The sequence below is a fragment of the Mycobacterium sp. NGS29 genome, assembly GCF_059812965.1.
In genome coordinates this window covers 332,112-355,834 of sequence record NZ_JCALDR010000003.1, presented here as the reverse complement: position 1 = coordinate 355,834, position 23,723 = coordinate 332,112, and the positions used below count along the sequence as shown (strand labels likewise).

Below are 23,723 nucleotides of genomic sequence, written 5' to 3'. Positions count from 1 at the left end.
GTGGCCTGTCCGCCCTGCGTGGTATGCCTGAAAACGTGTCCGACGGTCTGTTCGACCTGCCCGGTACACCGGATCCGGCCGGTTTCGGTGCCGGAAGCGCCGCCGAGAGCGGATCGCCGCTGGCGGTGCGGATGCGCCCGGCGTCGCTGCAGGAGGTGGTCGGGCAGCAGCATCTGCTGGCGGCGGGGTCGCCGTTACGCCGTCTGGTCGAGGGCTCCGGCATGGCCTCGGCCATCCTTTACGGTCCGCCGGGCAGCGGCAAGACGACGCTGGCGGGGCTCATCTCGCAGGCCACCGGCCGCCGGTTCGAGGCGTTGTCGGCGTTGTCGGCCGGGGTCAAAGAGGTGCGCGCGGTCATCGAGAAGGCGCGGTTGGGTGCGCTCTCCGGCGAGCAGACGGTGTTGTTCATCGACGAGGTGCACCGGTTCTCCAAGACCCAGCAGGACGCACTGCTGGCCGCGGTGGAGAACCGGGTGGTGCTGCTGGTGGCGGCCACCACGGAGAACCCCTCGTTCTCGGTGGTCGCGCCGCTGCTGTCGCGGTCGCTGATCTTGCAGCTGCGCCCGCTGAGCGCCGATGACATCCGCAACGTGGTGCAGCGCGCCATCGAGGATCCGCGCGGACTGAACGGCACGGTGTCGGTGGCGCCGGAAGCCGTCGAACTGTTGGTGCAACTGGCGGCCGGCGACGCCCGCCGCGCGCTGACCGCACTGGAGGTGGCCGCCGAGGTCACCGACCACGTCTCCGTCGAAACCGTGGAACAGTCGCTGGACCGGGCCGCGGTGCGGTACGACCGCGACGGCGACCAGCACTACGACGTCGTCAGCGCGTTCATCAAGTCGGTGCGCGGCTCCGACGTGGACGCCGCGCTGCACTATCTGGCACGGATGCTGGTCGCGGGGGAGGATCCGCGCTTCATCGCGCGCCGGCTGATGATCCTGGCCAGCGAGGACGTGGGCATGGCGGACCCGACTTCGCTGTTGGTGGCGGTCGCGGCGGCGCAGACGGTGGCGCTGATCGGGATGCCCGAGGCACAGCTGACGCTGGCGCACGCCACCGTTCACCTGGCCACCGCGCCCAAGTCCAATGCGGTGACAACGGCGCTGGGCGCGGCGATCAACGACATCAAGGCGGGCAAGGCGGGCCTGGTGCCGGCCCAGCTGCGCGACGGGCACTACGCGGGCGCGGCAGCGCTGGGCAACGCGCAGGGTTATAAGTATTCCCACGACGCCCCGGATGGCGTTGTCGCGCAACAATATCCGCCGACCGAACTGGTGGGCGTGGACTACTACCGGCCCACCGGCCGGGGTGCGGAACGCGAGATCGTCGGCCGGCTGGACCGGTTGCGCGCGATCATTCGCGGGAAACGGGGACAGTCATGAAAACCTTCAGCGACGAGGAGATGGCGCCGCTGCTGGCAACGGCCAAGCCCTACAGCGTCGTGATCCTCAAGCGCGGACCCAACTACGGCGACGACGGCGCGTCCGGGATCGTGTGGGAGCACGGCCGGCGCAACTTCGGCCTGCGCGACGACGGTGTGCTGGCCGTGGTGCTGCCGAGCACCGACGAGTCCGACGTGTGCGGTGTCGCGGTGTTCGCCGCCTCCGTCGAGGACACGGACGCGATCATGGCCGGCGACCCGGGCGTCGTCGCCGAGGTGTTCAGCTATGAGGTGCACCCGTGCCTGGGGTTCCCCGGGGACGCGCTGCCGTAGCGCCTCAGTGTCGGGCCGGTCAGACCAGTTCCGGCACCCGCAGCCGCGCGATCGCCAGTTCGAACTCGCCGACATCGTCCTGGTCGACGCCCAGGTCCCGCAGTATCGCCGTGCGCAGCGAGCGGGCCGCCTCGCTGCTGCGTTCCATCGCTTCGCGGCTGTCGTAGGTCACCGACGCCACCGCCCGCGCCGAGGTGCGGTCGATCATCACGCTGGCGCTGCAGAACCCGTCGAACTCCTCAATGGCCGGCAGCACCGCCAACTTGTAGAAGTCCAGGGCGTGTTCGAACTGTTCGGGCCGGGCCTTGAGCCAGGTGGCGCGCACGCACGCGCCCAGACCCGAGCGCCGGTTGCGGTGCAGCGCGGCGATCTCCCACTGGTCGACGACGGCGCTGCCGCCAAGGATCTTCACGGCGCGGCTGCGCACCGGCCACACCCGCTCCGCGCTGGCGCGCATCGCCTCCTCGGTCTCCCAGGCACTCGTCGCGACGCATCGGGCCGAATCCCGGTCCACCAGCAGCGACATGCCCAGACAACCGTCGACCTCGCGAAGCGTGGGCAGCACCACGTCGCGCATGTGGGCGATACCCATGTTGAGCAGCGAAGGTTGCGCCTGGATGGTGGTGGAGCGTGCGTACACGATCGGCCCCTTTCTGTCGTCGGGGGGTTCATCACCCACCTTCCTCCGACCCCGCCGGTGTGGCAACCGTCACATCTGTACTTGGCGGCGCGTAGGGCGTGCACCGTAGGCTGACCGGGTGCATACCGATGTGCTGGAGGTGGACACCACGCGTCGCCGCTACGTCGATCTCACCGATGCGGTGCGGTCGTTCTGCGGCAGCCACGAGGACGGCCTGTGCAACATCTTCGTCCCGCACGCCACCGCCGGTGTCGCGATCATCGAGACGGGTGCGGGCTCCGACGAGGACATGGTGGACACCCTGGAGCGGCTGCTGCCGCGCGACGACCGTTACCGGCATGCGCACGGCTCGCCCGGCCACGGTGCCGATCACGTGCTGCCGGCGATCGTCGCACCGTCGATCACGGTGCCGGTCAGTGGCGGCGAGCCGTTGCTGGGCACCTGGCAGAGCGTCGTCCTGGTCGACCTGAACCGGGACAACCCCAAGCGGTCGGTCCGGTTGAGCTTCGTCGGCGGCTGACTGGCAGGCTGGGCGGGCCGAATTCGGTATTCGGTAGCCTGCTGCGGCGCATAGGCTGACGGTTGACCTGGTACCGGAACGAGGAAGAAGAAGAGTGCAGACACACGAGATCAGGAAGCGTTTCCTTGATCATTTCGTGAAGGCGGGTCACACCGAGGTGCCCAGTGCCTCAGTGATCCTGGACGACCCCAACCTGCTGTTTGTCAACGCCGGCATGGTGCAGTTCGTGCCGTTCTTCCTGGGGCAGCGCACGCCCCCGTACGCCACCGCCACCAGCATCCAGAAGTGCATCCGCACACCCGACATCGACGAGGTGGGCATCACCACCCGGCACAACACGTTCTTCCAGATGGCCGGCAATTTCAGCTTCGGCGACTATTTCAAGCGCGAGGCCATCGCGCTGGCCTGGGACTTGTTGACCACCAACGTCATCGAGGGTGGTTACGGCATGGACCCGGAGAAGCTCTGGGCCACGGTCTATCTCGACGACGACGAGGCCGCGGGTTTGTGGCAGGAGATCGCCGGGTTGCCGCCGGAGCGGATCCAGCGGCGCGGGATGGCCGACAACTACTGGTCGATGGGCATCCCCGGGCCGTGTGGGCCGTCGTCGGAGATCTACTACGACCGCGGGCCCGAATTCGGCGTCGACGGTGGTCCGATCGCCAACGAGGACCGCTATCTCGAGGTGTGGAACCTCGTGTTCATGCAGAACGAGCGCGGCGAGGGCACCTCCAAGGAGGACTACGAGATCCTCGGGCCGCTGCCGCGCAAGAACATCGACACCGGCATGGGTGTGGAACGTATCGCGCTGGTGCTGCAGAACGTGGCCAACGTCTACGAGACCGACCTGCTGCGGCCAGTCATCGACCTGGTGGCTGCCCGCGCACCGCGCGGTTACGACGTCGGGAATCATCCCGACGACGTGCGGTACCGCATCATTGCCGACCATTCCCGCACCGCCGCGATCCTGATCGGCGACGGGGTCAGCCCCGGCAACGACGGCCGCGGTTACGTGCTGCGCCGACTGCTGCGCCGGGTGATCCGCTCGGCCAAACTGCTGGGTATCGACACCCCGGTGGTGGGCGATCTGATGGCCACCGTGCGCGACGCGATGGGTCCGTCGTACCCGGAACTGGTCAGCGACTTCGACCGGATCAACCGCATCGCCGTCGCCGAGGAGACGGCGTTCAACCGCACGCTGGCTTCGGGTTCCCGGCTCTTCGACGACGTGGCCGGGGCCACGAAATCCGCCGGGGTGTCGGTGGTTTCGGGCTCGGACGCGTTCACCCTGCACGACACCTACGGCTTCCCGATCGAGCTCACCCTGGAGATGGCCGCCGAATCCGGCCTGACGGTCGACGAGGCCGGTTTCCGCGAGCTGATGGCCGAGCAGCGCCGGCGGGCCAAGGCCGACGCGGCCGCCCGCAAGCACGCGCACGCCGATCTGACCGCCTACCGCGAACTGGTGGACGCCGGACCGACGGAATTCACCGGGTTCGACGAATTATCATCTCAGGCAAGGATTCTCGGCATTTTCGTGGACGGCAAGCGGGTGCCGGTGGTGTCGCACGCCGACGGTGTCGACGCCGACCGGGTGGAGCTGATCCTGGACCGCACGCCGCTCTACGCGGAGTCCGGCGGGCAGATCGCCGATGCCGGCACCATCAGCGGCACCGGGTCGGGCGGCAGCGCCAAGGCCGCGGTGACCGACGTGCAGAAGATCGCCAAAACCGTTCACGTGCACCGGGTCAACGTCGAATCCGGCGAGTTCGTCGAAGGCGACACCGTGCTCGCCGCGGTGGACCCCGGCTGGCGCAAAGGCGCCACCCAGGGCCACTCCGGCACCCACATGGTGCATGCTGCGCTGCGACAAGTGTTGGGCCCCAACGCCGTTCAGGCCGGATCGCTGAACCGCCCGGGTTATCTGCGTTTCGACTTCAACTGGCAGGGCCCGCTGACCGAAGACCAGCGCACCCAGATCGAGGAAGTCACCAACGAGGCCGTCCAGGCCGACTTCGAGGTGCATACCTTCCTCGAGAATCTCGACAGAGCCAAGGCGATGGGCGCGATGGCGCTGTTCGGTGAGGCGTATCCAGATCAGGTGCGGGTGGTGGAGATCGGTGGACCGTTCTCGCTGGAACTCTGCGGCGGCACCCACGTGCACAACTCGGCGCAGATCGGTCCGGTGACCATCCTGGGCGAATCGTCCATCGGTTCCGGGGTGCGCCGGGTGGAGGCCTACGTCGGCCTGGAGTCGTTCCGGCACCTGGCCAAGGAACGTGCGCTGATGGCTGGACTGGCGTCGTCGTTGAAAGTGCCCTCCGAGGAGGTGCCCGCGCGGGTGGCCAACCTGGTCGAGCGGCTCAAGGCGGCGGAGAAGGAACTCGACCGCGCCCGGCAGGCGACCGCCCGGGCTGCTGCGTCAAATGCCGCCGCCGGGGCCGAGCGCATCGGTAATGTCCGGCTGGTGGCGCAACGCATGTCGGCCGGGACCACCGCCGCGGACCTCCGTGCGCTGGCCGGCGACATCCGCGGCAAGCTGGGCAGCGATCCCGCGGTGGTGGCGCTCATTGCCGAGGGGGAAGGTGCGAGCGTGCCGTATGCGGTGGCGGCCAACGCCGCCGCGCAGGATCTGGGACTCAGCGCCAACGAGCTGGTCAAGCAGCTGGCGGTGGCCGTCGACGGCCGCGGCGGCGGCAAAGCCGACCTGGCGCAGGGATCGGGCAAGGACCCGGCCGGCATCGACGCGGCCCTTGCCGCGGTACGCGCACAGATAGCGCGGGTCGGTTGAGTGGGGTTGCCGCAGGAATCTGACCGGCCGGGCGAGGACGACCCCGGGCGTGGACGTCGGCTGGGGATCGACGTGGGAACCGTGCGGATCGGGGTGGCCGCCAGCGACCCGGACGGCATCTTGGCCACCCCGGTGGAAACCGTGCGTCGCGACCGGTCCGGCCGGCATCTGCGGCGACTGGCCGCGCTGGTCGCCGAGATAGAGGCCGTCGAAGTGGTCGTCGGGCTGCCCCGCACCCTGGCCGACCGGATCGGCTCGTCAGCGCAGGACGCGATCGAAGTCGCCGACGAGCTGGCGCGGCGGGTGGCGCCGGTGCCGGTTCGGCTGGCCGACGAACGGTTGACCACCGTCACCGCGCAGCGTTCGCTGCGCGACGCGGGTATGCGGGCCAAACAGCAACGCGCGGTGATCGATCAGGCTGCGGCGGTCGCGATCCTGCAGGGCTGGCTGGATCAACGCCGTGCCCTGACCGCTGAACGGGTGTCGGATGTCTGAACTCGACGAAAGCCAGGACGAGACCAGGGCCAAGCCCCAAGCCGTCGGCCCGAGCCGAACGACGCGGGCCGCCCGCAAGCGCGCGCAGCGAACCCGCCGCCGGCGCCGCTTCGCGGGTGTCTTCGCGATCAGCCTGCTGACGGTGGTCGTGGTGGCCGCGGTGCTGCTCGGCTCCAAGATGTGGCACCTGGTCACCGCGAGAGACGACGACTTCTCCGGCGATGGCAAGCGCGACATCGTGATTCAAATCCTGTCCGGGGACTCGACCACCGCGGTGGGGGAGACCCTGCTCAAGCGCGGGGTGGTGCGCACGGTGCGCGCGTTCGTCGACGCCGCCCACGGCAACGCGGCCATCACGTCGATACAGCCCGGCTTCTACCGGATGCGCACCGAGATTCCCGCGGCCAATGCGGTGTCGCGCCTGGTCGATCCGAAAAGTCGGGTGGGCAGGCTCGTCATTCCGGAGGGACGTCAGCTCGACGACACCACCGACATGAAGACCAACAAGACGACGCCCGGCATCCTCACCCTGATTTCGCGGGCCACCTGCGTCGACCTGGACGGCAACCAGCGCTGCGTGTCGGTGGCCGATCTGCGGACCGCGGCCGGCAAGGGCACATCGGCGGCGCTGCTGGTGCCGGACTGGGCCGTGGAGCGGGTGCAGGAACTCGGCGACGACCATCGCCGGATCGAGGGCCTGATCGCGCCGGGGACGTTCAACATCGATCCGGCCGGCTCCGCCGAAACCACCCTCGCCAACCTGATCGGCGCCGGCGCGACGCAATACCTGACCTCGGGGCTGGTCGACACCGCCAAGTCGTTGGGCCTGTCGCCCTACGACGTCCTGGTGGTGGCCTCGTTGCTGCAGCAGGAAGCCAATGCCCAGGACTTCGCGAAGGTGGCGCAGGTCATCTACAACCGGCTGCACGAACATCGCAAGCTGGAGTTCGACTCGACGGTCAACTACCCGCTGGACCGCCGCGAGGTAGCCACCAGCGACGGGGACCGCGCGCAGCGCACGCCCTGGAACACCTACATGGTCGACGGGCTGCCGCGCACCGCGATCTGCTCGCCGGGGGTGGAGGCGCTGAACGCCGCGGTGCATCCGGCGCCCGGTGACTGGCTGTACTTCGTCACCATCGACGGTCAGGGGACCACCCTGTTCACCCGCGACTACCAGCAGCATCTGGCCAACATCGAACTGGCCAAGCGCAACGGTGTCCTCGATTCCGCTCGCTGAGCGGGGCCGCGGCGGCAGAAAGGCCGCGGTGCTGGGCTCGCCGATCGCGCATTCCCGATCGCCGCAGCTGCACCTGGCCGCCTATCGCGCGCTGGGCCTGCAGGACTGGACCTATGACCGCATCGAGTGCGACGCCGACGCGCTGCCCGGGGTGGTGGCGGGCTTGGGACCGGAGTGGGTGGGGCTCTCGGTGACGATGCCGGGCAAGTTCGCCGCGCTGCGCTTCGCCGACGAACACACCCCGCGTGCCGAGCAGGTCGGATCGGCCAACACACTGGTGCGCACGCCGCGCGGCTGGCTGGCCGACAACACCGACATCGACGGCGTCGCCGGTGCGCTGGGCCAGGTCAGTGGGCACGCCCTGGTGCTCGGGTCGGGTGGCACCGCACCGGCCGCGGTGCTGGGGTTGGCTCAGCTGGGGGTCGGGGAGATCACGGTGGTCGCGCGCGATCCGGACAAAGCGGCGCGGTTGGTGGAGCTGGGCGCTCGGGTCGGGGTGTCGACGGGGTTCTGCGGCCTGCACGACGACGGGCTGGCCGGCGCGGTCGCCACCGCCGACGCGTTGGTCAGCACCATCCCGGCCGACGTCGCGGCCCGCTACGCCGAGACGTTCGCCGCGGTCCCGGTGCTGCTGGACGCGATCTACCATCCGTGGCCGACGCCGTTAGCCGCAGAAGTGCAGGCCGCCGGCGGGCGGGTGGTCAGCGGTCTGCAGATGCTGCTGCATCAGGCGTTCGCGCAGGTGGAGCTGTTCACCGGACTGCCGGCACCGCGTGCGGCGATGGCGCGCGCGGTGGCCGGATAGCGGTGCCCGTCGCCCGCGACAGTCCTCATATGCGCGTCGACACGCCGGTGAGCGGCGGCATTTCGGGGACGCTCGCGCCGGCCGGCCCTGACTTGCGCCTCAGCGCAACCCGAATACCGTCGCCCGCATGCGGGTCGGGCTGGTCATCGCGTGGATGGCGGTGCTGTGTTGCTACGACGTCCGGGACCGACGACTGCCCAACCTGCTGACCCTGCCCGGCGCTGCGGCGATCCTGGCCGGCGCGGTCGCGGCCGGTCGCGGGGTCCCCGCCGTGGCCGGCGCGGCAGCCCTGACCGGGGCGTACCTGCTGGTGCACCTGGTGTCGCCGACGGCGATGGGCGCCGGCGACGTCAAGCTGGCGATCGGTCTGGGCGGGCTGGCCGGGTGCTTCGGTGCCGAGGTGTGGTTTCTGGCGGCGATCACCGCGCCGCTGCTCACGGCGGTGGCGGCGCTGGTGCTCGGGGTGCGCGCGGTGCCGCACGGTCCGTCGATGGTGTTGGCGACGGCGGGCGCGACCGCGCTGGCCGTGCTGGGCTGAGGGGCCTATTCGACGTTGACGCCGTAGTCGAGCGCAATGCCGCGCAGCCCCGAGGCGTAGCCCTGGCCGATGGCGCGGAACTTCCACTCGCCGTTGCGGCGGTAGAGCTCACCGAAGACCATCGCCGTTTCGGTAGAGGCGTCCTCGAACAGGTCGTAACGGGCCAGCTCGCTGCTGGTGACCTGATCCCACACCCGGATGTAGGCGTTGCGCACCTGGCCGAATGTCTGTCCCTGGCCGTGCGGGTCATGGATGGAGACCACGAAATAGATGGCGGCTATGGTGGCCGGCACCGCGACCAGGTCGACGTTGATGACCTCGTCGTCGCCCTCGCCGGACCCTTCGAGGATGTCCCCGGTGTGCTCGATGGATCCATCGGGGGAGCGGAGGTTGTTATAGAACACGAAGTGGCTGTCGGACAGCACCTTGCGGTTCTCGCCGCACGCGAGCGCGCTGGCATCCAGGTCGTAGGTACTCTCCCAACCCAATCCCACCGACACCGCGGTCAAATTAGGGGCCTGCTTCGACAGTGAGACGTTGGCGCCCTTGTTCAGGCTGACACCCATGCCGATCACCTTTCCAGCGCGTGCGGATTGCCGTGCGGGGTTGCCCCGGTCCGACCAGGAGTAATCGTCACGCTAGTACATCGGCGGCAGGCCCGGCCGGTGCCGGCCGCGCGCGTGGGAAGATAACCGGGTGTTGCGCTGGATCACTGCCGGAGAGTCCCATGGCCGGGCGTTGGTGGCCCTGGTGGAAGGCATGGTCGCCGGGGTGGAAGTCACCTCCGCCGAGATCGCCGACGAACTGGCCCGCCGCCGGCTGGGTTACGGCCGCGGTGCCCGGATGAAATTCGAGCGCGACGCGGTCACCATGCTGTCCGGGGTGCGGCACGGCGTCACCCTGGGCGGGCCCATCGCGATCGAGATCGGCAACACCGAATGGCCCAAGTGGGAGACCGTGATGTCGGCCGACCCCGTCGACCCCAAAGAACTGGAGAACAGCGCGCGCAACGAGCCGCTGACCCGGCCGCGGCCCGGCCACGCCGACTACGCGGGCATGCTCAAGTACGGCTTCGACGACGCCCGGCCGGTACTCGAACGCGCCAGCGCCCGCGAGACCGCCGCCCGGGTGGCGGCCGGCACGGTCGCGCGGGCATTCCTGCGCCAGGCGTTCGGCGTCGAGGTGATCTCGCACGTCATCTCCATCGGTGCGTCCGCGCCCTATGACGGTCCGCCGCCGCGCGCGGAGGACCTGACCGCCATCGACGCCAGCCCGGTCCGCGCGTTCGACGGCACCGCCGAAGCGTCGATGATCACCGAGATCGAGGCCGCCAAGAAGGACGGCGACACGCTCGGCGGTGTCGTCGAAGCGGTAGCGCTGGGCCTACCGGTCGGGTTGGGTTCCTTCACCAGCGGCGAGAACCGGCTGGACAGTCAGCTGGCCGCCGCGGTGATGGGCATCCAGGCGATCAAGGGCGTTGAAATCGGCGACGGGTTCGAAACCGCACGTCGGCGCGGCAGCCGCGCGCACGACGAGATGTATCCCGGTCCCGACGGGGTCGTGCGCTCGACCAACCGCGCCGGCGGCCTCGAAGGCGGGATGACCAACGGCCAGCCGCTGCGGGTGCGCGCGGCGATGAAGCCGATCTCCACCGTGCCGCGGGCGCTGGCCACCGTCGACCTGGCCACCGGTGACGAGGCCGTCGCCATCCACCAGCGCTCCGACGTGTGCGCCGTGCCGGCCGCCGGAGTCGTGGTCGAATCCATGGTCGCGCTGGTGCTCGCGCGTGCGGCGCTGGAGAAGTTCGGCGGCGATTCCCTGGCCGAGACCCGGCGCAACATCGAGGCCTACCAGCGTTCGGTTGCCGACCGGGAAGCGCCGGCGGCCCGGGCGTCCGGAAGCTAGCCCGCCATGGCTCCCAAGGCGGTACTCGTGGGCTTGCCGGGTTCTGGCAAGTCGACCATCGGGCGTCGGCTCGCCAAGGCGCTCGGGGTGAGCATGCTGGACACCGACGCCGCCATCGAGGCGCAGACCGGGCGTTCCATTGCCGACATCTTCGCCACCGACGGCGAGCAGGAGTTCCGTCGCATCGAGGAGGAGGTGGTGCGCGCGGCGCTCGCCGAGCACGACGGCGTGCTCTCGCTGGGCGGCGGCGCGGTCACCAGCCCCGGGGTGCGCGCCGCGCTGGCCGGCCACACCGTGGTCTATCTCGAGATCAGCGCCGCCGAAGGGGTGCGGCGCACCGGCGGCAGCACCGTGCGCCCGCTGCTGGCCGGACCCGACCGTGCCGAGAAATTCCGGGAACTGATGTCCAAACGCATTCCGCTGTACCGCCGGGTCGCGACCATCCGGGTCGACACCAACCGGCGCAACCCCGGCGCGGTGGTCCGCTACATCGTGTCGCGGCTCAAGACCGAGGTAGAGGCCGCCCAATGACTGACAGCGCCGGCATGAAACATGACATTGCGCCGGTCACCGTGCCGGTGGCCGTCGACCCGCCGTACCCCGTGCTGATCGGCACCGGGCTGCTCGACGAGCTCGAGGAGTTGCTCGCCGGCCGGCACAAGGTAGCCGTCCTGCACCAACCGGTGCTCGCGCAGCTCGCGGAAGAGATTCGAATCCGGTTGGCCGACAAGGGAGTTGATGCGCACCGCATCGAAATCCCGGATGCCGAAGCGGGCAAGGACCTGCCGGTCGTCGGTTTCATCTGGGAAGTGTTGGGCCGCATCGGGATCGGGCGCAAAGACGCACTGGTCAGCCTGGGCGGTGGCGCCGCTACCGATGTCGCCGGGTTCGCTGCGGCAACCTGGCTGCGCGGGGTGTCGATCGTGCACGTGCCGACCACCCTGCTCGGCATGGTCGACGCCGCCGTCGGCGGCAAGACCGGGATCAACACCGACGCGGGCAAGAACCTGGTCGGCGCGTTCCACCAGCCGCTGGCCGTGCTGGTGGACCTGTCGACGCTGAAAACGTTGCCGCGCAACGAGATCGTGGCCGGGATGGCGGAAGTGGTCAAGGCCGGTTTCATCGCCGATCCGGTGATCCTGGATCTCATCGAAGCCGACCCGCAGGCGGCGCTGGACCCTGAGGGCGAGGTGCTGCCCGAGTTGGTGCGGCGCGCCATCGCCGTGAAGGCGGACGTGGTGGCCGCCGACGAGAAGGAATCCGAACTGCGCGAAATCCTCAACTACGGACACACTTTGGCCCACGCGATCGAACGCCGGGAGCGCTATCAATGGCGGCACGGCGCCGCGGTCTCGGTGGGGCTGGTGTTCGCGGCCGAACTGGCCCGGCTCACCGGCCGTCTCGACGACGCCACCGCCGCGCGACACCGCACCATCCTGGAGTCACTGGGCCTGCCGGTCAGCTACGACGCCGACGCGTTGCCGCAGCTGATCGAGTTCATGGCCGGCGACAAGAAGACCCGCGCCGGGGTGCTGCGGTTCGTGGTCCTGGACGGACTGGCCAAGCCGGGCCGGCTGGTGGGCCCCGACCCGGGCCTGCTGGTGACGGCCTATGCGGGAGTGTGCGCGCCATGAGCACCACGGTGAACGTGATCAACGGCCCCAACCTGGGCCGGCTCGGCCGGCGCGAACCCGCGGTCTACGGCAGCACCACCCATGACGAGCTGGTCGCCCTGATCGAACGCGAGGCCGCCGAACTCGGGCTCGACGCCGTGGTGCGGCAAAGCGACAGCGAAGCCGAGCTACTGGACTGGATACACCGGGCCGCGGACGCCGGCGAGCCGGTGATTCTCAACGCCGGCGGCCTGACCCACACCTCGGTGGCGCTGCGCGACGCCTGCGCCGAGCTGCGCGCGCCGCTGATCGAGGTTCACATCTCCAATGTGCATGCGCGCGAAGAGTTCCGGCGCCATTCCTACCTCAGCCCGGTCGCGACCGGAGTGATCGTCGGCCTGGGGATCCAGGGGTACCTGCTGGCCCTGCGGTATCTGGCCGGTTAGTCCTTGCGCAGATCCGGCTTCTTGGTCGGCCGGGTGTGGTCGTCGGTGCGGATGACCTCGGTCTTGGCGTCGCTGTCGTCGGTGCGGATGACCTCGGTCTTGGCGTCGCTGTCGTGCGTGCGGATGACTTCGGTCTTGGCCTCGTCGTCGTGGGTGGGGATGACCTCGGTGCGCTCGTCGGCACGTTCCTTCGTGGCGACCGCGGAGGTCCGCTGCTCCGAACGGCCGCCACCGGCGGTCGGGATCTCGCCGGTCGGGCTGTCGTCGTCGTCGCGCACGGCGGAGAACACGTCGGTGTTGTCCTCCCGCTCCCGGGAACCGTCCCGGGAACCGTCGTGCTTCTCGGGATCGGGAGCGTTGCGGTCGATGCGCCACCGGCCGACGGCCACGCCGATGATCGCGAACACGAAGACCAGCAGCGCGGTGAACGCCGCGAACGTTGTTAGCTCGTTGAGGATGCCGCCGGTGTAGATGCCCTTGTAGAAGATGGCGATGATCCAGGCGATCAGGCCGCTGACCAAGCCGGCGATCAGTCCGCCGAGCAACCAGATCATGGCCAGGTCGGCGCGCCGGTCCGGGTCCGGGTTGGCTTTGGCGTCGGCGCGTCCGTCCAGCACGCCCCACACGACCGAGGCGATCACGTAGAGCGTCAACAGCACGATGCTGATCAGCGCAGACTGCGTCTGAAATGCATTGATCAGCGCTCCCTGGATCAGCCGGAGCACGACCATCGCGGCCGCAAAGACCAAACCGCGCACCATCCACTTGTTCATGGGCAAACAGCGTAGCGAGTACCGTCAAGGGTCGTGACACATTCCCAGCGTCGACACCACCTCAAAGCCAAGATCAGTGCCGCCGGACTAGACGCGATGCTGGTCACGGACCTGATAAACGTCCGGTATCTTTCCGGTTTCAGCGGGTCCAACGGCGCGTTGCTGGTGTTTGCTGACGATCGCGAGGCCGTGTTGGCCACCGACGGCCGGTATCGCACCCAGGCCGCGCAGCAATCGCCGGATCTGGAGGTGGCCATCGAACGCGCCCTCGGGCGCTATCTGTCCGGCCGGGCCGGGCAGGACGGTGTGCGGAAACTGGGCTACGAAAGCAACGTCGTCACGGTCGACGGCTTCGACGCGCTGTCGAACGCACTCGACGGCCACCACACCGAGCTGGTCCGCGCGGCGGGCACCGTGGAGGCGCTGCGCGAGGTGAAGGATGCCGGTGAACTCGCGCTGCTACGGCTGGCCTGCGAGGCGGCCGACGCCGCGCTGGCCGACCTGGTGGAGCACGGCGGGCTGCGGCCGGGTCGCACCGAACGCCAGGTGGCCCGCGAACTGGAGAGCCTGATGCTCGACCACGGCGCCGACACCATCTCGTTCGAGACGATCGTGGCGGCCGGGCCCAACTCGGCGATCCCGCACCACCGGCCCACCGACGCGGAACTGGCCCCGGGCGACTTCGTCAAGATCGACTTCGGCGCCCTGGTCGCCGGCTACCACTCGGACATGACCCGCACCTTCGTGCTGGGCAGCGCGGCCGACTGGCAGCTGGAGATCTACGACCTGGTCGCCACGGCGCAAGGCGCCGGCCGGGAGGCGCTGCGCCCGGGAGTTGACCTGCGCGATGTGGACGGCGCAGCGCGCCAGATCATCACCGACGCCGGCTATGGCGAGCACTTCGGTCACGGCCTGGGGCACGGGGTCGGACTGCAGATCCATGAAGCGCCGGGCATCGGCGCGACGTCCGCCGGTACACTACTTGCGGGCTCCGTGGTCACCGTGGAGCCCGGCGTCTATCTACCCGGCCGCGGCGGTGTCCGCATCGAGGACACGCTGGTAGTGCCCTCGGAAACCTTGGCCGCCGCGCAGACCGCCGGACACACCCCGGAATTGTTGACCCGGTTCCCGAAGGAACTGGCCATTTTGTAGGAGATTTGAACGACCGTGGCGAGCACTGCTGACTTCAAGAACGGACTTGTCCTGGTCATCGACGGCCAGTTGTGGACCATCACCGACTTCCAGCACGTCAAACCCGGCAAGGGTCCGGCCTTCGTGCGCACCAAGCTCAAGAACGTGCTGTCGGGCAAGGTCGTCGACAAGACCTATAACGCCGGCGTGAAGGTCGACACCGCCACCGTGGACCGGCGCGACACCACCTACCTGTACCGCGACGGCTCGGACTTCGTGTTCATGGACAGCCAGGACTACGAGCAGCACCCGCTGCCGGAGTCCTTGGTCGGCGACGACGCGCGCTTCCTGCTGGAGGGTCTGCCGGTGCAGGTGGCGTTCCACAACGGCGCGCCGCTGTACATCGAGCTGCCGGTGACCGTGGAGATGGTGGTCACCCACACCGAGCCCGGCCTGCAGGGCGACCGGTCCAGCGCGGGCACCAAGCCCGCGACGCTGGAGACCGGTGCCCAGATTCAGGTGCCGCTGTTCATCAACACCGGAGACAAACTGAAGGTGGACTCCCGCGACGGCAGCTACCTGGGCCGGGTAAACGCCTGAATATGCCAGACCGAAAAACGTCGCGTCCCGTGCGAGGACGGCACCAGGCGCGTAAGCGGGCGGTGGACCTGCTGTTCGAGGCGGAGGCCCGCAACCTCAGCCCGGCTGAGGTTGTCGACGGCCGCACCGCGCTGGCCGAAACGAACCCGGACGTGACTGCGCTGCAGCCGTACTCGGCTGCGGTGGCCCGCGGGGTGGCCGAGCATTCGGCGCACATCGACGAGTTGATCACCTCGCACCTGCAGGCTTGGACGCTGGACCGGTTGCCCGCGGTGGATCGCGCCATCCTGCGGGTTGCGGTGTGGGAGTTGCTGTATGCCGACGACGTGCCCGAACCGGTCGCCGTCGACGAGGCCGTTGAACTGGCCAAGGAGCTGTCCACCGACGATTCCCCCGGCTTCGTCAATGGGGTACTCGGCCAGGTCATGCTGGTGACCCCGCAGATCCGGGCGGCTGCCCGGGCGCTGCGCGAGACGGCGCAGGAGAACGTGCCATGACCCGGCTGGAGCTGCGGGTGGTGCTGTCCGTGCTGGCGGCAGTCGCGGTGGTGGTGGGTGCCGTGGTCAGCGCCGCGTTCGGGTGGACCATCGTGGCCTCGGTGCTGGCGATCTTCGCACTCGGCGTGGGCGCCTGGGTGTACCACACGGTGGAACGGCTGATCCTGGCCCGCCGCATCAGCACGGTGCGCACGGCCGCCAAGCCGCTGCAGCCGCTGCTGCCGGTGATGGCCGCGATCATGGGCCTGACCCAGGGGGTCGTGCGTTCCCTGAGCGATGTCACCGATCTGCCGGGCAAGCGCTGGGAGATGCCGCAACTGCCGTTGTTGAAGTGGATGGAGAACCCGCTCGGTGGTCGCGGCGGTAAACAGATCGTGGACGCCGACGACGAGTCGGACGACCGACCGGCCTGAGTCGAAAATCCTCGACCGAAATCATCGCGCTTTGTCCGCGGGCGGGACACAATGGCGGCTGGCTGTCCGCACCGACGGACGCGCTATCTGCACCAACAGAAGGTGACGACATGACTCGACAAGGTGCCCGCCCGCGACGACTCCGGGTTTCGGCGCTGGCGGCGGTTGCCAACCCGTCGTACACGCGCGTCGACACGTGGAACATGCTCGACGACGCGTGCCAGCACCTGGCGGAAGTCGACCTGGCCGGGCACGACAAAACCCACGATCTGGCCGTGGTGAAGCGACTGATGGACCGGATCGAGGCCTACGAACGGTATTGGCTCTATCCCGGCGCCACCAACCTGGCGACCTTCCGCGCTCACCTGGAAAGCCTGTCCACGGTGCGACTCGCCGAAGAGGTGTCGCTGGCTACCCGGTTGCTCTCCGAATACGGCGATCGCACAGCGCTTTTCGACACCACTGCGCCGCTGGCCGACCAGGAGCTGGTCGCGCAGGCCAAGCAGCAGCAGTTCTACACGGTGCTGCTCGCCGACGATTCCCCGCCGACTGCACCGGAGAGTCTGGTCGAGTGCCTGCGCGCCCTGCGCAACCCGGCCGACGACATCCAGTTCGAGATCCTGGTCGCCCCCAGCGTCGAGGACGCCATCACCGCGGTCGCGCTGAACGGCGAGATCCAGGCCGCGATCATCCGCCACGACCTGCCGCTGCGGTCCCGCGACCGGGTGCCGCTGATGAACACGTTGCTGGGCGCCAACGACGACACCACGGTCTCCGACCGCAGCCACGACTGGGTGGAGTGCGGCGAATGGATCAAAGAACTGCGACCGCACATCGACCTGTATCTACTCACCGACGAGTCGATCGCGGCCGGCAACGACGACCAAGCCGAAGTCTACGACCGGACTTTCTACCGGCTCAACGATGTCACCGATCTGCACAGCACGGTGATCGCCGGGCTGCGCAACCGTTTCTCCACACCGTTTTTCGACGCGTTGCGCGCTTACGCGGCTGCGCCCGTCGGCCAGTTCCACGCTCTTCCGGTCGCGCGCGGTGCCAGCATCTTCAACTCGAAGTCGTTGCAGGACATGGGGGAGTTCTACGGCCGCAACATCTTCATGGCCGAAACATCCACCACCTCAGGTGGATTGGACTCGCTGCTGGATCCGCACGGCAACATCAAGAAGGCGATGGACAAGGCGGCGGTCACCTGGAACGCCAATCACACCTATTTCGTCACCAACGGCACCTCGACGGCGAACAAGATCGTCGTGCAGTCGCTGACCCGCCCGGGTGACATCGTGCTCATCGACCGCAACTGTCACAAGTCCCACCACTACGGACTGGTGCTGGCCGGGGCGTACCCGCGCTACCTGGAGTCCTACGCGCTGCCGCAGTTCGCCATCTACGGCGCGGTGCCGCTAGACACGATCAAGAAAGCGCTGCTGGATCTCGAAGAGGCCGGACAGCTGGACAAGGTGCGGATGCTGTTGCTCACCAACTGCATCTTCGACGGCGTCGTCTACAACCCGCGGCGGGTGATGGAAGAGGTGCTGGCGATCAAGCCGGACATCGTCTTCCTGTGGGACGAGGCCTGGTACGCGTTCGCGACCGCGGTGCCCTGGGCCCGGCAGCGCACCGCAATGGTGTCCGCCGATCGCCTCGAGCAGATGCTGGCGTCCCCGGAGTACGCTGAGGAATACCGTGATTGGCGCAAATCGATGGAAGGCGTGCCCCGCGCGGAATGGGTCGAGCACCGGCTGATGCCGGATCCGGAACGCGCGCGGGTGCGGGTCTACGCGACGCACTCGACGCACAAGTCGCTCTCGGCGTTCCGGCAGGCGTCGATGATCCACATTCGCGACCAGGATTTCAACGCCCGCGCGCGCGACGCCTTCGGGGAGGCGTTCCTGACCCACACCTCGACCTCGCCGAATCAGCAGCTGCTCGCCTCGCTGGACCTGGCCCGCCGGCAGGTCGACATCGAGGGCTTCCAGTTGGTCCGGCAGGTCTACGACATGGCACTGGTCTTCCGGCACCGGGTCCGCAAAGACCGGTTGATCAGCAAGTGGTTCCGCATCCTCGACGAGTCCGACCTGGTACCCGAGGAATACCGGGCCTCCCACGTCAGCTCGTACCGCGAAGTCCGTCAGGGCGCCCTGGACGAGTGGAACGAGGCTTGGCGATCCGACCAGTTCGTGCTGGATCCGACGCGGGTCACGCTGTTCCTAGGCAAGACCGGGATGAACGGGTACGACTTCCGCGAGAAGATCTTGATGGACAAGTTCGGTATCCAGATCAACAAGACGTCCATCAACAGCGTGCTGCTGATCTTCACCATCGGCGTGACCTGGTCGAGCGTGCACCATCTGCTCGACGTGCTGCGCCGCACGGCCACCGACTTCGACCGCACTCAGAAGGCGGCCAGCGCTGCGGACTGGGCGCTGCACGAGCGTCGGGTCGAGGAGATCACCGAGGACCTGCCCCACCTGCCCGACTTCAGCCAGTTCGACGAGGCTTTCCGCCCCGACGAGAACAGCGTGTTCGGCGACACCCGGTCGGCGTTCTACGCCGGATACGAAGAGTCCGATCGGGAGTACGTGCTGATCGGCACCGCCGGACGCCGCATCGCCGAAGGAAAGACGTTGGTGTCCACCACATTCGTGGTGCCCTACCCGCCGGGCTTCCCGGTGCTGGTGCCAGGTCAGGTGGTGTCCAAAGAGATCGTCTACTTCCTGGCGCAACTCGACGTCAAGGAGATCCACGGCTACAACCACGAACTCGGTCTGTCGGTGTTCACCCAGGACGCGCTGCAGCGGCTGGAGGCCAAGCGCAGCGCGGTGAGCTCGGTGAGCACCAACGGCAACGGGTCCGAGCCGACGGGTGCTGAGCAGACGCTGGTGGCCAACGAGCACACCGTCCCGGTGAACTGAGGCTCCTAAGCGTCCTGTCGCCGAGCGTCCCTACCGCCGCCGAGTGTCCCTACCGCCACCGAGCGTCCCTACCGCCACCGAGCGTCCCTACCGCCACCGAGCGTCCCTACCGCCGCCGAGCGTCACGCCAGCGTGGCTTTCGCTGTCGAGCGTCACGCTAGCGTGGCGCGGTCGCCGCTGGGGCCTCGACGTCTGTGCCGGCGCTCGTCGAGTGTCACGCTAGCGTGGCTTTCGGTGTCGAGCGTCACGCTAGCGTGGCGCGGTCGCCGCTGGGGCGTCGTTGCCTGTGCCAGCGCTCGTCGAGTGTCACGCTAGCGTGGCTTTCGCTGTCGAGCGTCACGCTAGCGTGGCGCGGTCGCCGCTGGGGCCTCGACGTCTGTGCCGGCGCTCGTCGAGTGTCACGCTAGCGTGGCTTTCGCTGTCGAGCGTCACGCTAGCGTGGCGCCCAGCGCCGCGGGCGGCGAGCGAGTCGGGCCTACAACCCGAGCGCGCGGTACGTGTGCCGGACGAACCTCGGTTGCGCGGTGCGCATCCGGGCCAGCGTCGGATTGCCCGCGACCGCCGCGGCCGCGTTCACCGTCAGGTCGGGGCAGTACTGAATCAGGTACATCAGGATCAGGTCGGCGCTCGGGTCGGCCTGCCACCACGTCCCGTAGGCGCCCGGCCAGCTGAACGTCCCGACGCCGCCCGGCCCGAACAGCGGGGTGGACTTGGCCGGGTCGGTCACCACCGACAGGTTCAAGCCGAATCCGCGTCCCACCCAGTACGGCGACCCCAGGAAGTTGTGCCGCTTCTGCTCCTCGGTCAGCCGGTCGGTGCGCATCAGCGCCACCGACTCCGGGGTCAGGACCCGAACGCCGTCGACCGACCCGTCGCCCAGCAACATGCGCACGAATCGCAGATAGTCGTCGGCCGTCGACCACAGCCCACCGCCGGCGTTGCAGAACGTCGGGGGCTTGACGTGCGGCGGACCCATCACGTCGTGCCGCAACCGGCCGTGCTCGTCGTGCCGGTACATGGTGGCGGCCCGGGATCGAGCCTCGGGCGTGACGAAGAACCCCGTGTCCGGCATGCCCACCGGTCCGAGCACCCGCTCGTCGAAAACCTCGTAAAGCGGCTTGTCCTCGATGCGGGACAGGATCACGCCGAGCAGGTCGATGGCGTGGCTGTAGGTCACCTTTTCGCCCGGTTGATGCACCAGCGGCAATTCGGCGAGTTCGCTCAGCCAGACGTCGGAGCCCTGGTTGAACGGCAGCCGCAGATACGCCTGCGCGATCGGACCGGTCACTGAAAAGCCGTATGCCAGGCCGCTGGTGTGGGTGAGCAGGTCCTCGATCAGGATGGGCCGTCGCGCGGGATGGGTGCGGTCCAACGGGCCACGCGGATCGTCGAGCACCTGCAAGTCGGCCAGCTCCGGCGCCCACCGGGTGATCGGATCGCGCAACGTCAGCTTGCCTTCGTCGACCAGGCTCATGACCGCTGCCACCGTCACCGGTTTGGTCATGGAGGCGATGCGGAACAACGTGTCGCGCTGCATGGGTAGGCCGGCCTCGACATCCCGGTACCCGATTTCGTTGACCTGCAACACTTCTCCGTGCTGCCAGACCACCGTGAGGGCTCCGGCCAGCAGACCCGCCTCGCACACCTCGCGGATGGTCGCCTGATTGCCGTCGAGATTCACTCGGGTAGGTTAGCGGCCCGGGCGCGCGCGCGGGAAATTGGCGTTTCCGCAAAGATCGACCGAGGCCGCCGCACCGGTCAGGCCCCACCGTTAGTTACTGCCGGGAAACGGTTTGCACCGCGCGGGCCGCATGTTACTGTCGCGCTCTCCGGCAAAGTGATCTGGTGAACGCGCTGTGAGGGCGGCGACTCGGGAGAATGGTGTCGTTGCTGGTGAACCAGGGTGCGGGTGTGCAGTCACCGAGGTCCGCGATGAAGGGTGGGGGCGCGACGCCCAGGCTCCGTCCACACCGTACGACGAGGGTAGCGACCCGCTGCTCAATACCACCGGTTGGTTAACTCAGCAAAGGCTGGCCATGAATGGCTTGATCTCACAAGCGCAAATCTCCCATCGACCCGTCTCCCGTAAACCCTCGACCCCGGTGTCTGTCGCGATCCTGTTCGCCGCAGCACTTGTCGCGACCGTCATCACCGGCTGCGGCGGAAACAAGTCCTCCGAGCCGTCCAAGTCCTCGGGATCCTCGACCACGTCGGCGACGAGCGGAGCCGCTGGAACGTCCGGATCGTCCACGGCCCCCTCACCCGACGCGCAACAGCTGCTGACGGACAGCTCCAAAGCCACCACCGGGCTGCGCAACGTGCACATCAATCTGTCGACCGCCGACATCAACACCTTGCCGATGGAATCGGTCAATGCTGATGTGACCAATGAGCCCGAGAATCTGGGTGGACGGGCCGTCGGCGACGCCACCATCAGGTTGCAACCCAAGACTCCCGCGGTACCCAAGACGTTCATCGTCACCAACAAGACCATGTTCATCAAGGACGACGCCGGCAAGTACAACTCGGTCGGCGAGGCGGTCAAGTTCTACGACCCAGGCGTGGTGCTGGACAAGGAAAAGGGTATCGGCGCGGTCATCGCGAAGGTCCAGAACCCGCAGGTTGCCGGGAACGACAACATCGACGGGGTCGCCGTGATCAAGGTGACCGGGACCATCGACCCGGCGGTCGTGGACCCGCTGGTGCCGCAGATCGGCAAGGACGCCAAGGGCCCACTGCCGATCACGCTCTACATCGCCGACGTCAAAGCGCCGGGGGCGCCCGGCACGCCGCCGAGCGCGTATCTGGTGCGCATGGTGCTCGACAAGGACAAGGGTCACGTCACCATCAACTTGTCCAAATGGGGTGCGCCGGTGACCATTCCGAACCCGGAAGGTTAGCCGGACAGTCTCCGATCGGGACCGACCCGGGCAAGGCGGCATCGCTCGAGCGACCGACGCGCCCGGGTCGCATCCCGTTTGACGTGCACTTTCTAACACCGAACAGACATCCTTTGAGAATCCTCCAAGGCTCCTCCAAGGCCGGCCCTCCACCATTTGGGCCAGCTCGCCGGAAAGCCCGGCGCGCAGCCGATTTCATTCGACCAGACCCGGAGGACCACGAATGACCAACGACCTCCCCGAGGTTCGGGAGCGCGGCCTTGCGCCGGGTCCTGAGCCCGGGCGGAACGGGGAAGCTCAAGAGCGGGGCCCCGGCCCGCGTCCCGGGCCTCCGCCGGGCGGCCCGCCGGTGCTTCCCGACGTGTGGGTGTACAACGGGCGGGCCTACGATTTGAGCGATTGGATCGACAAGCATCCCGGTGGCGCCTTCTTCATCGGGCGAACCAAGAACCGGGACATCACCGCGGTCATCAAGTCATACCACCGCGACCCGAAAGTGGTCGAGCGCATCCTTGATCGCCGCTATTCGCTGGACCGCGCCGCAACTCCGCGCGACATCCATCCCAAGCACAACGCGCCGCCGTTTCTGTTCAAAGACGACTTCGACAGCCGCCGGGACACACCGAAATACCGGTTCGGCAATCAGGAAGACCTGATGCACCGGGTCAAGACGCGGCTCACCGAGCCGGCGCTGGCCGCGCGAATCAAGCGCATGGACCGCGTTTTCAACATCGTGGTGGTGCTCCTGGCCATCTCCTATTTCGGGGTGCAGGCGGTGCGTTTGATCGAACCGCGGTGGATGCCGTTGTGGGCGTTCGTGTTTGCGATGGTGCTGCTGCGCAGCTCGCTGGTCGCCTACGGCCACTACGCCCTGCACCGTGCCCAGCGGGGCCTGAATAGGGTGTTCGCCAACACATTCGACCTGAATTACATCGCGTTGGCGCTGGTCGTGGCCGACGGTCACACCCTGCTGCACCATCCGTACACGCAGAGCGACGTCGACATCAAGAAGAACGTCTTCACGATGATGATGCGACTGCCGCGGCTGTATCGCATTCCGGTGCACACCCTGCACAAATTCGGTCACCTTCTCACCGGTATGGCCGTGCGGATCGCCGACGTGTGGAACATGACCCGCAAGGTCGGTGTCGAAGAGGGCTACGGGAGTTGGCGCAATGCGCTGCCGCATTTCCTCGGGTCGTCCGGGGTGCGATTGCTGCTGGTGGCCGAGATGGTGGTTTTTCTGGCAGCCGGCGACTTCTGGGCCTGGGCTTTGCAATTCGCCGTCACGCTGTGGATCAGCACCTTTCTGGTGGTGGCCAGCCACGAGTTCGAGGACGAGGACAGCGCCGCCGTGCCCGCAGGACAGGACTGGGCCGTCGATCAGGTCCAGCACGCCAACGACTTGTCGGTGCTCGGCAACCGCTACGTCGACTGCTTCCTGTCGGCGGGCTTGAGCTCGCACCGCGTCCATCACGTATTGCCGTTCCAGCGCAGCGGATTCGCCAACATCGTCACCGAGGACGTGCTGCGCGAGGAGGCAACGAAGTTCGGTGTCGAATGGTTGCCGCCGAAGAGCTTCTTCGGCGACCGGCTGCCCAAGCTGTGCCGCAGCTATCTGTTGTCGCCGTCGCGGCCGGCGCGGGAACGCAAGTGGGGCGTGGTGCGCGAACATCTTTCGCCGACGGCGTTCAAGGACAGCGCCAGGTACGTGGTGGCCGGCTTCGTCGGGATCGGGTCGGTGTGAGTACCCCTACGGAGGGCGGCGT

22 protein-coding genes and 1 pseudogene are annotated in these 23,723 nt (G+C 68.1%); 19 read left to right on the top strand and 4 right to left on the bottom strand.

Annotated features, from left to right (window positions below; all coding sequences use genetic code 11):
* Positions 1 to 23: 23 nt before the first annotated feature.
* Both AC5Y5Z_RS06330 and AC5Y5Z_RS06325 read left to right on the top strand, forming a co-directional pair.
* On the top strand, positions 24 to 1,382 hold the full coding sequence (locus AC5Y5Z_RS06330) for a replication-associated recombination protein A (RefSeq protein WP_499923976.1): 1,359 nt from the start codon (positions 24 to 26) through the stop codon (positions 1,380 to 1,382).
* Positions 1,379 to 1,714, top strand: coding sequence for a hypothetical protein (locus AC5Y5Z_RS06325; protein WP_463824994.1), 336 nt, complete (start codon positions 1,379 to 1,381; stop codon positions 1,712 to 1,714). Before AC5Y5Z_RS06330 ends, AC5Y5Z_RS06325 begins: the two co-directional genes overlap by 4 nt.
* 19 nt (positions 1,715 to 1,733) lie before the next feature.
* Here AC5Y5Z_RS06325 and AC5Y5Z_RS06320 read toward each other — a convergent pair whose 3' ends face one another.
* Complete coding sequence (locus AC5Y5Z_RS06320) at positions 1,734 to 2,354, bottom strand: antibiotic biosynthesis monooxygenase (RefSeq protein ID WP_499923973.1); 621 nt, start codon at positions 2,352 to 2,354, stop codon at positions 1,734 to 1,736.
* A gap of 130 nt (positions 2,355 to 2,484) precedes the next feature.
* On the opposite strand from AC5Y5Z_RS06320, the gene AC5Y5Z_RS06315 reads away from it, so the two are divergent.
* From AC5Y5Z_RS06315 to AC5Y5Z_RS06290, 6 genes are all read left to right on the top strand, one after another.
* Positions 2,485 to 2,874 carry a secondary thiamine-phosphate synthase enzyme YjbQ gene (locus AC5Y5Z_RS06315; RefSeq protein ID WP_473139664.1) on the top strand — a complete coding sequence of 130 codons (390 nt, stop codon included), beginning with the start codon at positions 2,485 to 2,487 and terminating at the stop codon, positions 2,872 to 2,874.
* Positions 2,875 to 2,968: 94 nt separating this feature from the next.
* On the top strand, positions 2,969 to 5,665 hold the full coding sequence (gene alaS / locus AC5Y5Z_RS06310; protein ID WP_499923971.1) for an alanine--tRNA ligase: 2,697 nt from the start codon (positions 2,969 to 2,971) through the stop codon (positions 5,663 to 5,665).
* Between the two features lie 6 nt (positions 5,666 to 5,671).
* Positions 5,672 to 6,160, top strand: coding sequence for a Holliday junction resolvase RuvX (gene ruvX / locus AC5Y5Z_RS06305; RefSeq protein WP_499923970.1), 489 nt, complete (start codon positions 5,672 to 5,674; stop codon positions 6,158 to 6,160).
* Positions 6,153 to 7,400 (top strand): endolytic transglycosylase MltG, encoded by a 1,248-nt coding sequence (mltG, locus tag AC5Y5Z_RS06300; protein WP_473139547.1) that lies wholly within the window; start codon positions 6,153 to 6,155, stop codon positions 7,398 to 7,400. The genes ruvX and mltG overlap by 8 nt, the downstream gene beginning before the upstream one ends.
* A complete protein-coding gene (locus AC5Y5Z_RS06295; RefSeq protein ID WP_499924029.1) occupies positions 7,387 to 8,205 on the top strand; it encodes a shikimate dehydrogenase in 819 nt (272 codons plus the stop codon). The genes mltG and AC5Y5Z_RS06295 overlap by 14 nt, the downstream gene beginning before the upstream one ends.
* Before the next feature lie 127 nt (positions 8,206 to 8,332).
* On the top strand, positions 8,333 to 8,743 hold the full coding sequence (locus tag AC5Y5Z_RS06290) for an A24 family peptidase (RefSeq protein WP_499923968.1): 411 nt from the start codon (positions 8,333 to 8,335) through the stop codon (positions 8,741 to 8,743).
* A 5-nt stretch (positions 8,744 to 8,748) separates the two neighbouring features.
* On the opposite strand, the gene AC5Y5Z_RS06285 is transcribed toward AC5Y5Z_RS06290, so the two are convergent.
* On the bottom strand, positions 8,749 to 9,309 hold the full coding sequence (locus AC5Y5Z_RS06285) for a TerD family protein (RefSeq protein ID WP_463825000.1): 561 nt from the start codon (positions 9,307 to 9,309) through the stop codon (positions 8,749 to 8,751).
* Between the two features lie 130 nt (positions 9,310 to 9,439).
* Here AC5Y5Z_RS06285 and aroC point away from each other — a divergent pair, with 130 nt between their 5' ends.
* Genes aroC through aroQ form a run of 4 tightly spaced genes read left to right on the top strand, consistent with a single transcriptional unit; the run spans position 9,440 to position 12,707 of the window.
* Entirely contained in the window at positions 9,440 to 10,648 is a 1,209-nt protein-coding gene (gene aroC, locus AC5Y5Z_RS06280; protein WP_473139549.1) for a chorismate synthase, read from the top strand.
* Positions 10,649 to 10,654: 6 nt separating this feature from the next.
* Positions 10,655 to 11,179: a shikimate kinase gene (locus AC5Y5Z_RS06275; protein WP_463825002.1), complete on the top strand. Its 525-nt coding sequence runs from the start codon at positions 10,655 to 10,657 to the stop codon at positions 11,177 to 11,179.
* 14 nt (positions 11,180 to 11,193) lie between these two features.
* The gene (gene aroB / locus AC5Y5Z_RS06270; RefSeq protein ID WP_463825439.1) at positions 11,194 to 12,282 is read left to right on the top strand and encodes a 3-dehydroquinate synthase; all 1,089 of its coding nucleotides are present in this window, start codon (positions 11,194 to 11,196) and stop codon (positions 12,280 to 12,282) included.
* Complete coding sequence (gene aroQ / locus AC5Y5Z_RS06265; protein WP_463825003.1) at positions 12,279 to 12,707, top strand: type II 3-dehydroquinate dehydratase; 429 nt, start codon at positions 12,279 to 12,281, stop codon at positions 12,705 to 12,707. Before aroB ends, aroQ begins: the two co-directional genes overlap by 4 nt.
* On the opposite strand, the gene AC5Y5Z_RS06260 is transcribed toward aroQ, so the two are convergent.
* Positions 12,704 to 13,480, bottom strand: a complete 777-nt coding sequence (locus AC5Y5Z_RS06260) for a B-4DMT family transporter (protein WP_473139551.1) — start codon at positions 13,478 to 13,480, stop codon at positions 12,704 to 12,706. The two genes, aroQ and AC5Y5Z_RS06260, sit on opposite strands and share 4 nt — an antisense overlap.
* Positions 13,481 to 13,513: 33 nt before the next feature.
* On the opposite strand from AC5Y5Z_RS06260, the gene AC5Y5Z_RS06255 reads away from it, so the two are divergent.
* The 5 genes and pseudogenes from AC5Y5Z_RS06255 to AC5Y5Z_RS06235 form a co-directional block, all read left to right on the top strand.
* Positions 13,514 to 14,632 (top strand): M24 family metallopeptidase, encoded by a 1,119-nt coding sequence (locus AC5Y5Z_RS06255; RefSeq protein WP_499923964.1) that lies wholly within the window; start codon positions 13,514 to 13,516, stop codon positions 14,630 to 14,632.
* 15 nt (positions 14,633 to 14,647) lie between these two features.
* Positions 14,648 to 15,211: an elongation factor P gene (efp, locus tag AC5Y5Z_RS06250; protein WP_499923963.1), complete on the top strand. Its 564-nt coding sequence runs from the start codon at positions 14,648 to 14,650 to the stop codon at positions 15,209 to 15,211.
* Positions 15,212 to 15,213: 2 nt separating this feature from the next.
* A complete protein-coding gene (gene nusB / locus AC5Y5Z_RS06245; protein ID WP_499923961.1) occupies positions 15,214 to 15,708 on the top strand; it encodes a transcription antitermination factor NusB in 495 nt (164 codons plus the stop codon).
* Entirely contained in the window at positions 15,705 to 16,121 is a 417-nt protein-coding gene (locus AC5Y5Z_RS06240) for an antitermination protein NusB (protein ID WP_499923958.1), read from the top strand. Before nusB ends, AC5Y5Z_RS06240 begins: the two co-directional genes overlap by 4 nt.
* A 110-nt stretch (positions 16,122 to 16,231) precedes the next feature.
* Positions 16,232 to 18,973, top strand: a pseudogene (locus AC5Y5Z_RS06235) (aminotransferase class I/II-fold pyridoxal phosphate-dependent enzyme); the annotation flags it as partial.
* 556 nt (positions 18,974 to 19,529) lie between these two features.
* On the opposite strand, the gene AC5Y5Z_RS06230 reads toward AC5Y5Z_RS06235, so the two are convergent.
* Entirely contained in the window at positions 19,530 to 20,735 is a 1,206-nt protein-coding gene (locus tag AC5Y5Z_RS06230; protein ID WP_499923955.1) for a serine hydrolase domain-containing protein, read from the bottom strand.
* 421 nt (positions 20,736 to 21,156) lie between these two features.
* On the opposite strand from AC5Y5Z_RS06230, the gene AC5Y5Z_RS06225 reads away from it, so the two are divergent.
* Positions 21,157 to 21,954, top strand: a complete 798-nt coding sequence (locus tag AC5Y5Z_RS06225; RefSeq protein WP_473139555.1) for an LppX_LprAFG lipoprotein — start codon at positions 21,157 to 21,159, stop codon at positions 21,952 to 21,954.
* Positions 21,955 to 22,177: 223 nt separating this feature from the next.
* The gene (locus tag AC5Y5Z_RS06220) at positions 22,178 to 23,701 is read left to right on the top strand and encodes a fatty acid desaturase (RefSeq protein ID WP_499923952.1); all 1,524 of its coding nucleotides are present in this window, start codon (positions 22,178 to 22,180) and stop codon (positions 23,699 to 23,701) included.
* Positions 23,702 to 23,723 lie beyond the last annotated feature (22 nt).

What these genes read in the sequence shown, in the direction of transcription:
- aroQ (WP_463825003.1), top strand. Translation starts at nt 12,279, where the DNA reads ATGAGCACCACGGTGAACGTGATCAACGGCCCCAACCTGGGCCGGCTC.
- aroB (WP_463825439.1), top strand. Translation starts at nt 11,194, where the DNA reads ATGAAACATGACATTGCGCCGGTCACCGTGCCGGTGGCCGTCGACCCG.
- AC5Y5Z_RS06325 (WP_463824994.1), top strand. Translation starts at nt 1,379, where the DNA reads ATGAAAACCTTCAGCGACGAGGAGATGGCGCCGCTGCTGGCAACGGCC.
- AC5Y5Z_RS06290 (WP_499923968.1), top strand. Translation starts at nt 8,333, where the DNA reads ATGCGGGTCGGGCTGGTCATCGCGTGGATGGCGGTGCTGTGTTGCTAC.
- AC5Y5Z_RS06285 (WP_463825000.1), bottom strand. Translation starts at nt 9,309, where the DNA reads ATGGGTGTCAGCCTGAACAAGGGCGCCAACGTCTCACTGTCGAAGCAG.
- AC5Y5Z_RS06240 (WP_499923958.1), top strand. Translation starts at nt 15,705, where the DNA reads ATGACCCGGCTGGAGCTGCGGGTGGTGCTGTCCGTGCTGGCGGCAGTC.
- AC5Y5Z_RS06275 (WP_463825002.1), top strand. Translation starts at nt 10,655, where the DNA reads ATGGCTCCCAAGGCGGTACTCGTGGGCTTGCCGGGTTCTGGCAAGTCG.
- AC5Y5Z_RS06330 (WP_499923976.1), top strand. Translation starts at nt 24, where the DNA reads ATGCCTGAAAACGTGTCCGACGGTCTGTTCGACCTGCCCGGTACACCG.
- nusB (WP_499923961.1), top strand. Translation starts at nt 15,214, where the DNA reads ATGCCAGACCGAAAAACGTCGCGTCCCGTGCGAGGACGGCACCAGGCG.
- AC5Y5Z_RS06220 (WP_499923952.1), top strand. Translation starts at nt 22,178, where the DNA reads ATGACCAACGACCTCCCCGAGGTTCGGGAGCGCGGCCTTGCGCCGGGT.
- mltG (WP_473139547.1), top strand. Translation starts at nt 6,153, where the DNA reads ATGTCTGAACTCGACGAAAGCCAGGACGAGACCAGGGCCAAGCCCCAA.
- AC5Y5Z_RS06260 (WP_473139551.1), bottom strand. Translation starts at nt 13,480, where the DNA reads ATGAACAAGTGGATGGTGCGCGGTTTGGTCTTTGCGGCCGCGATGGTC.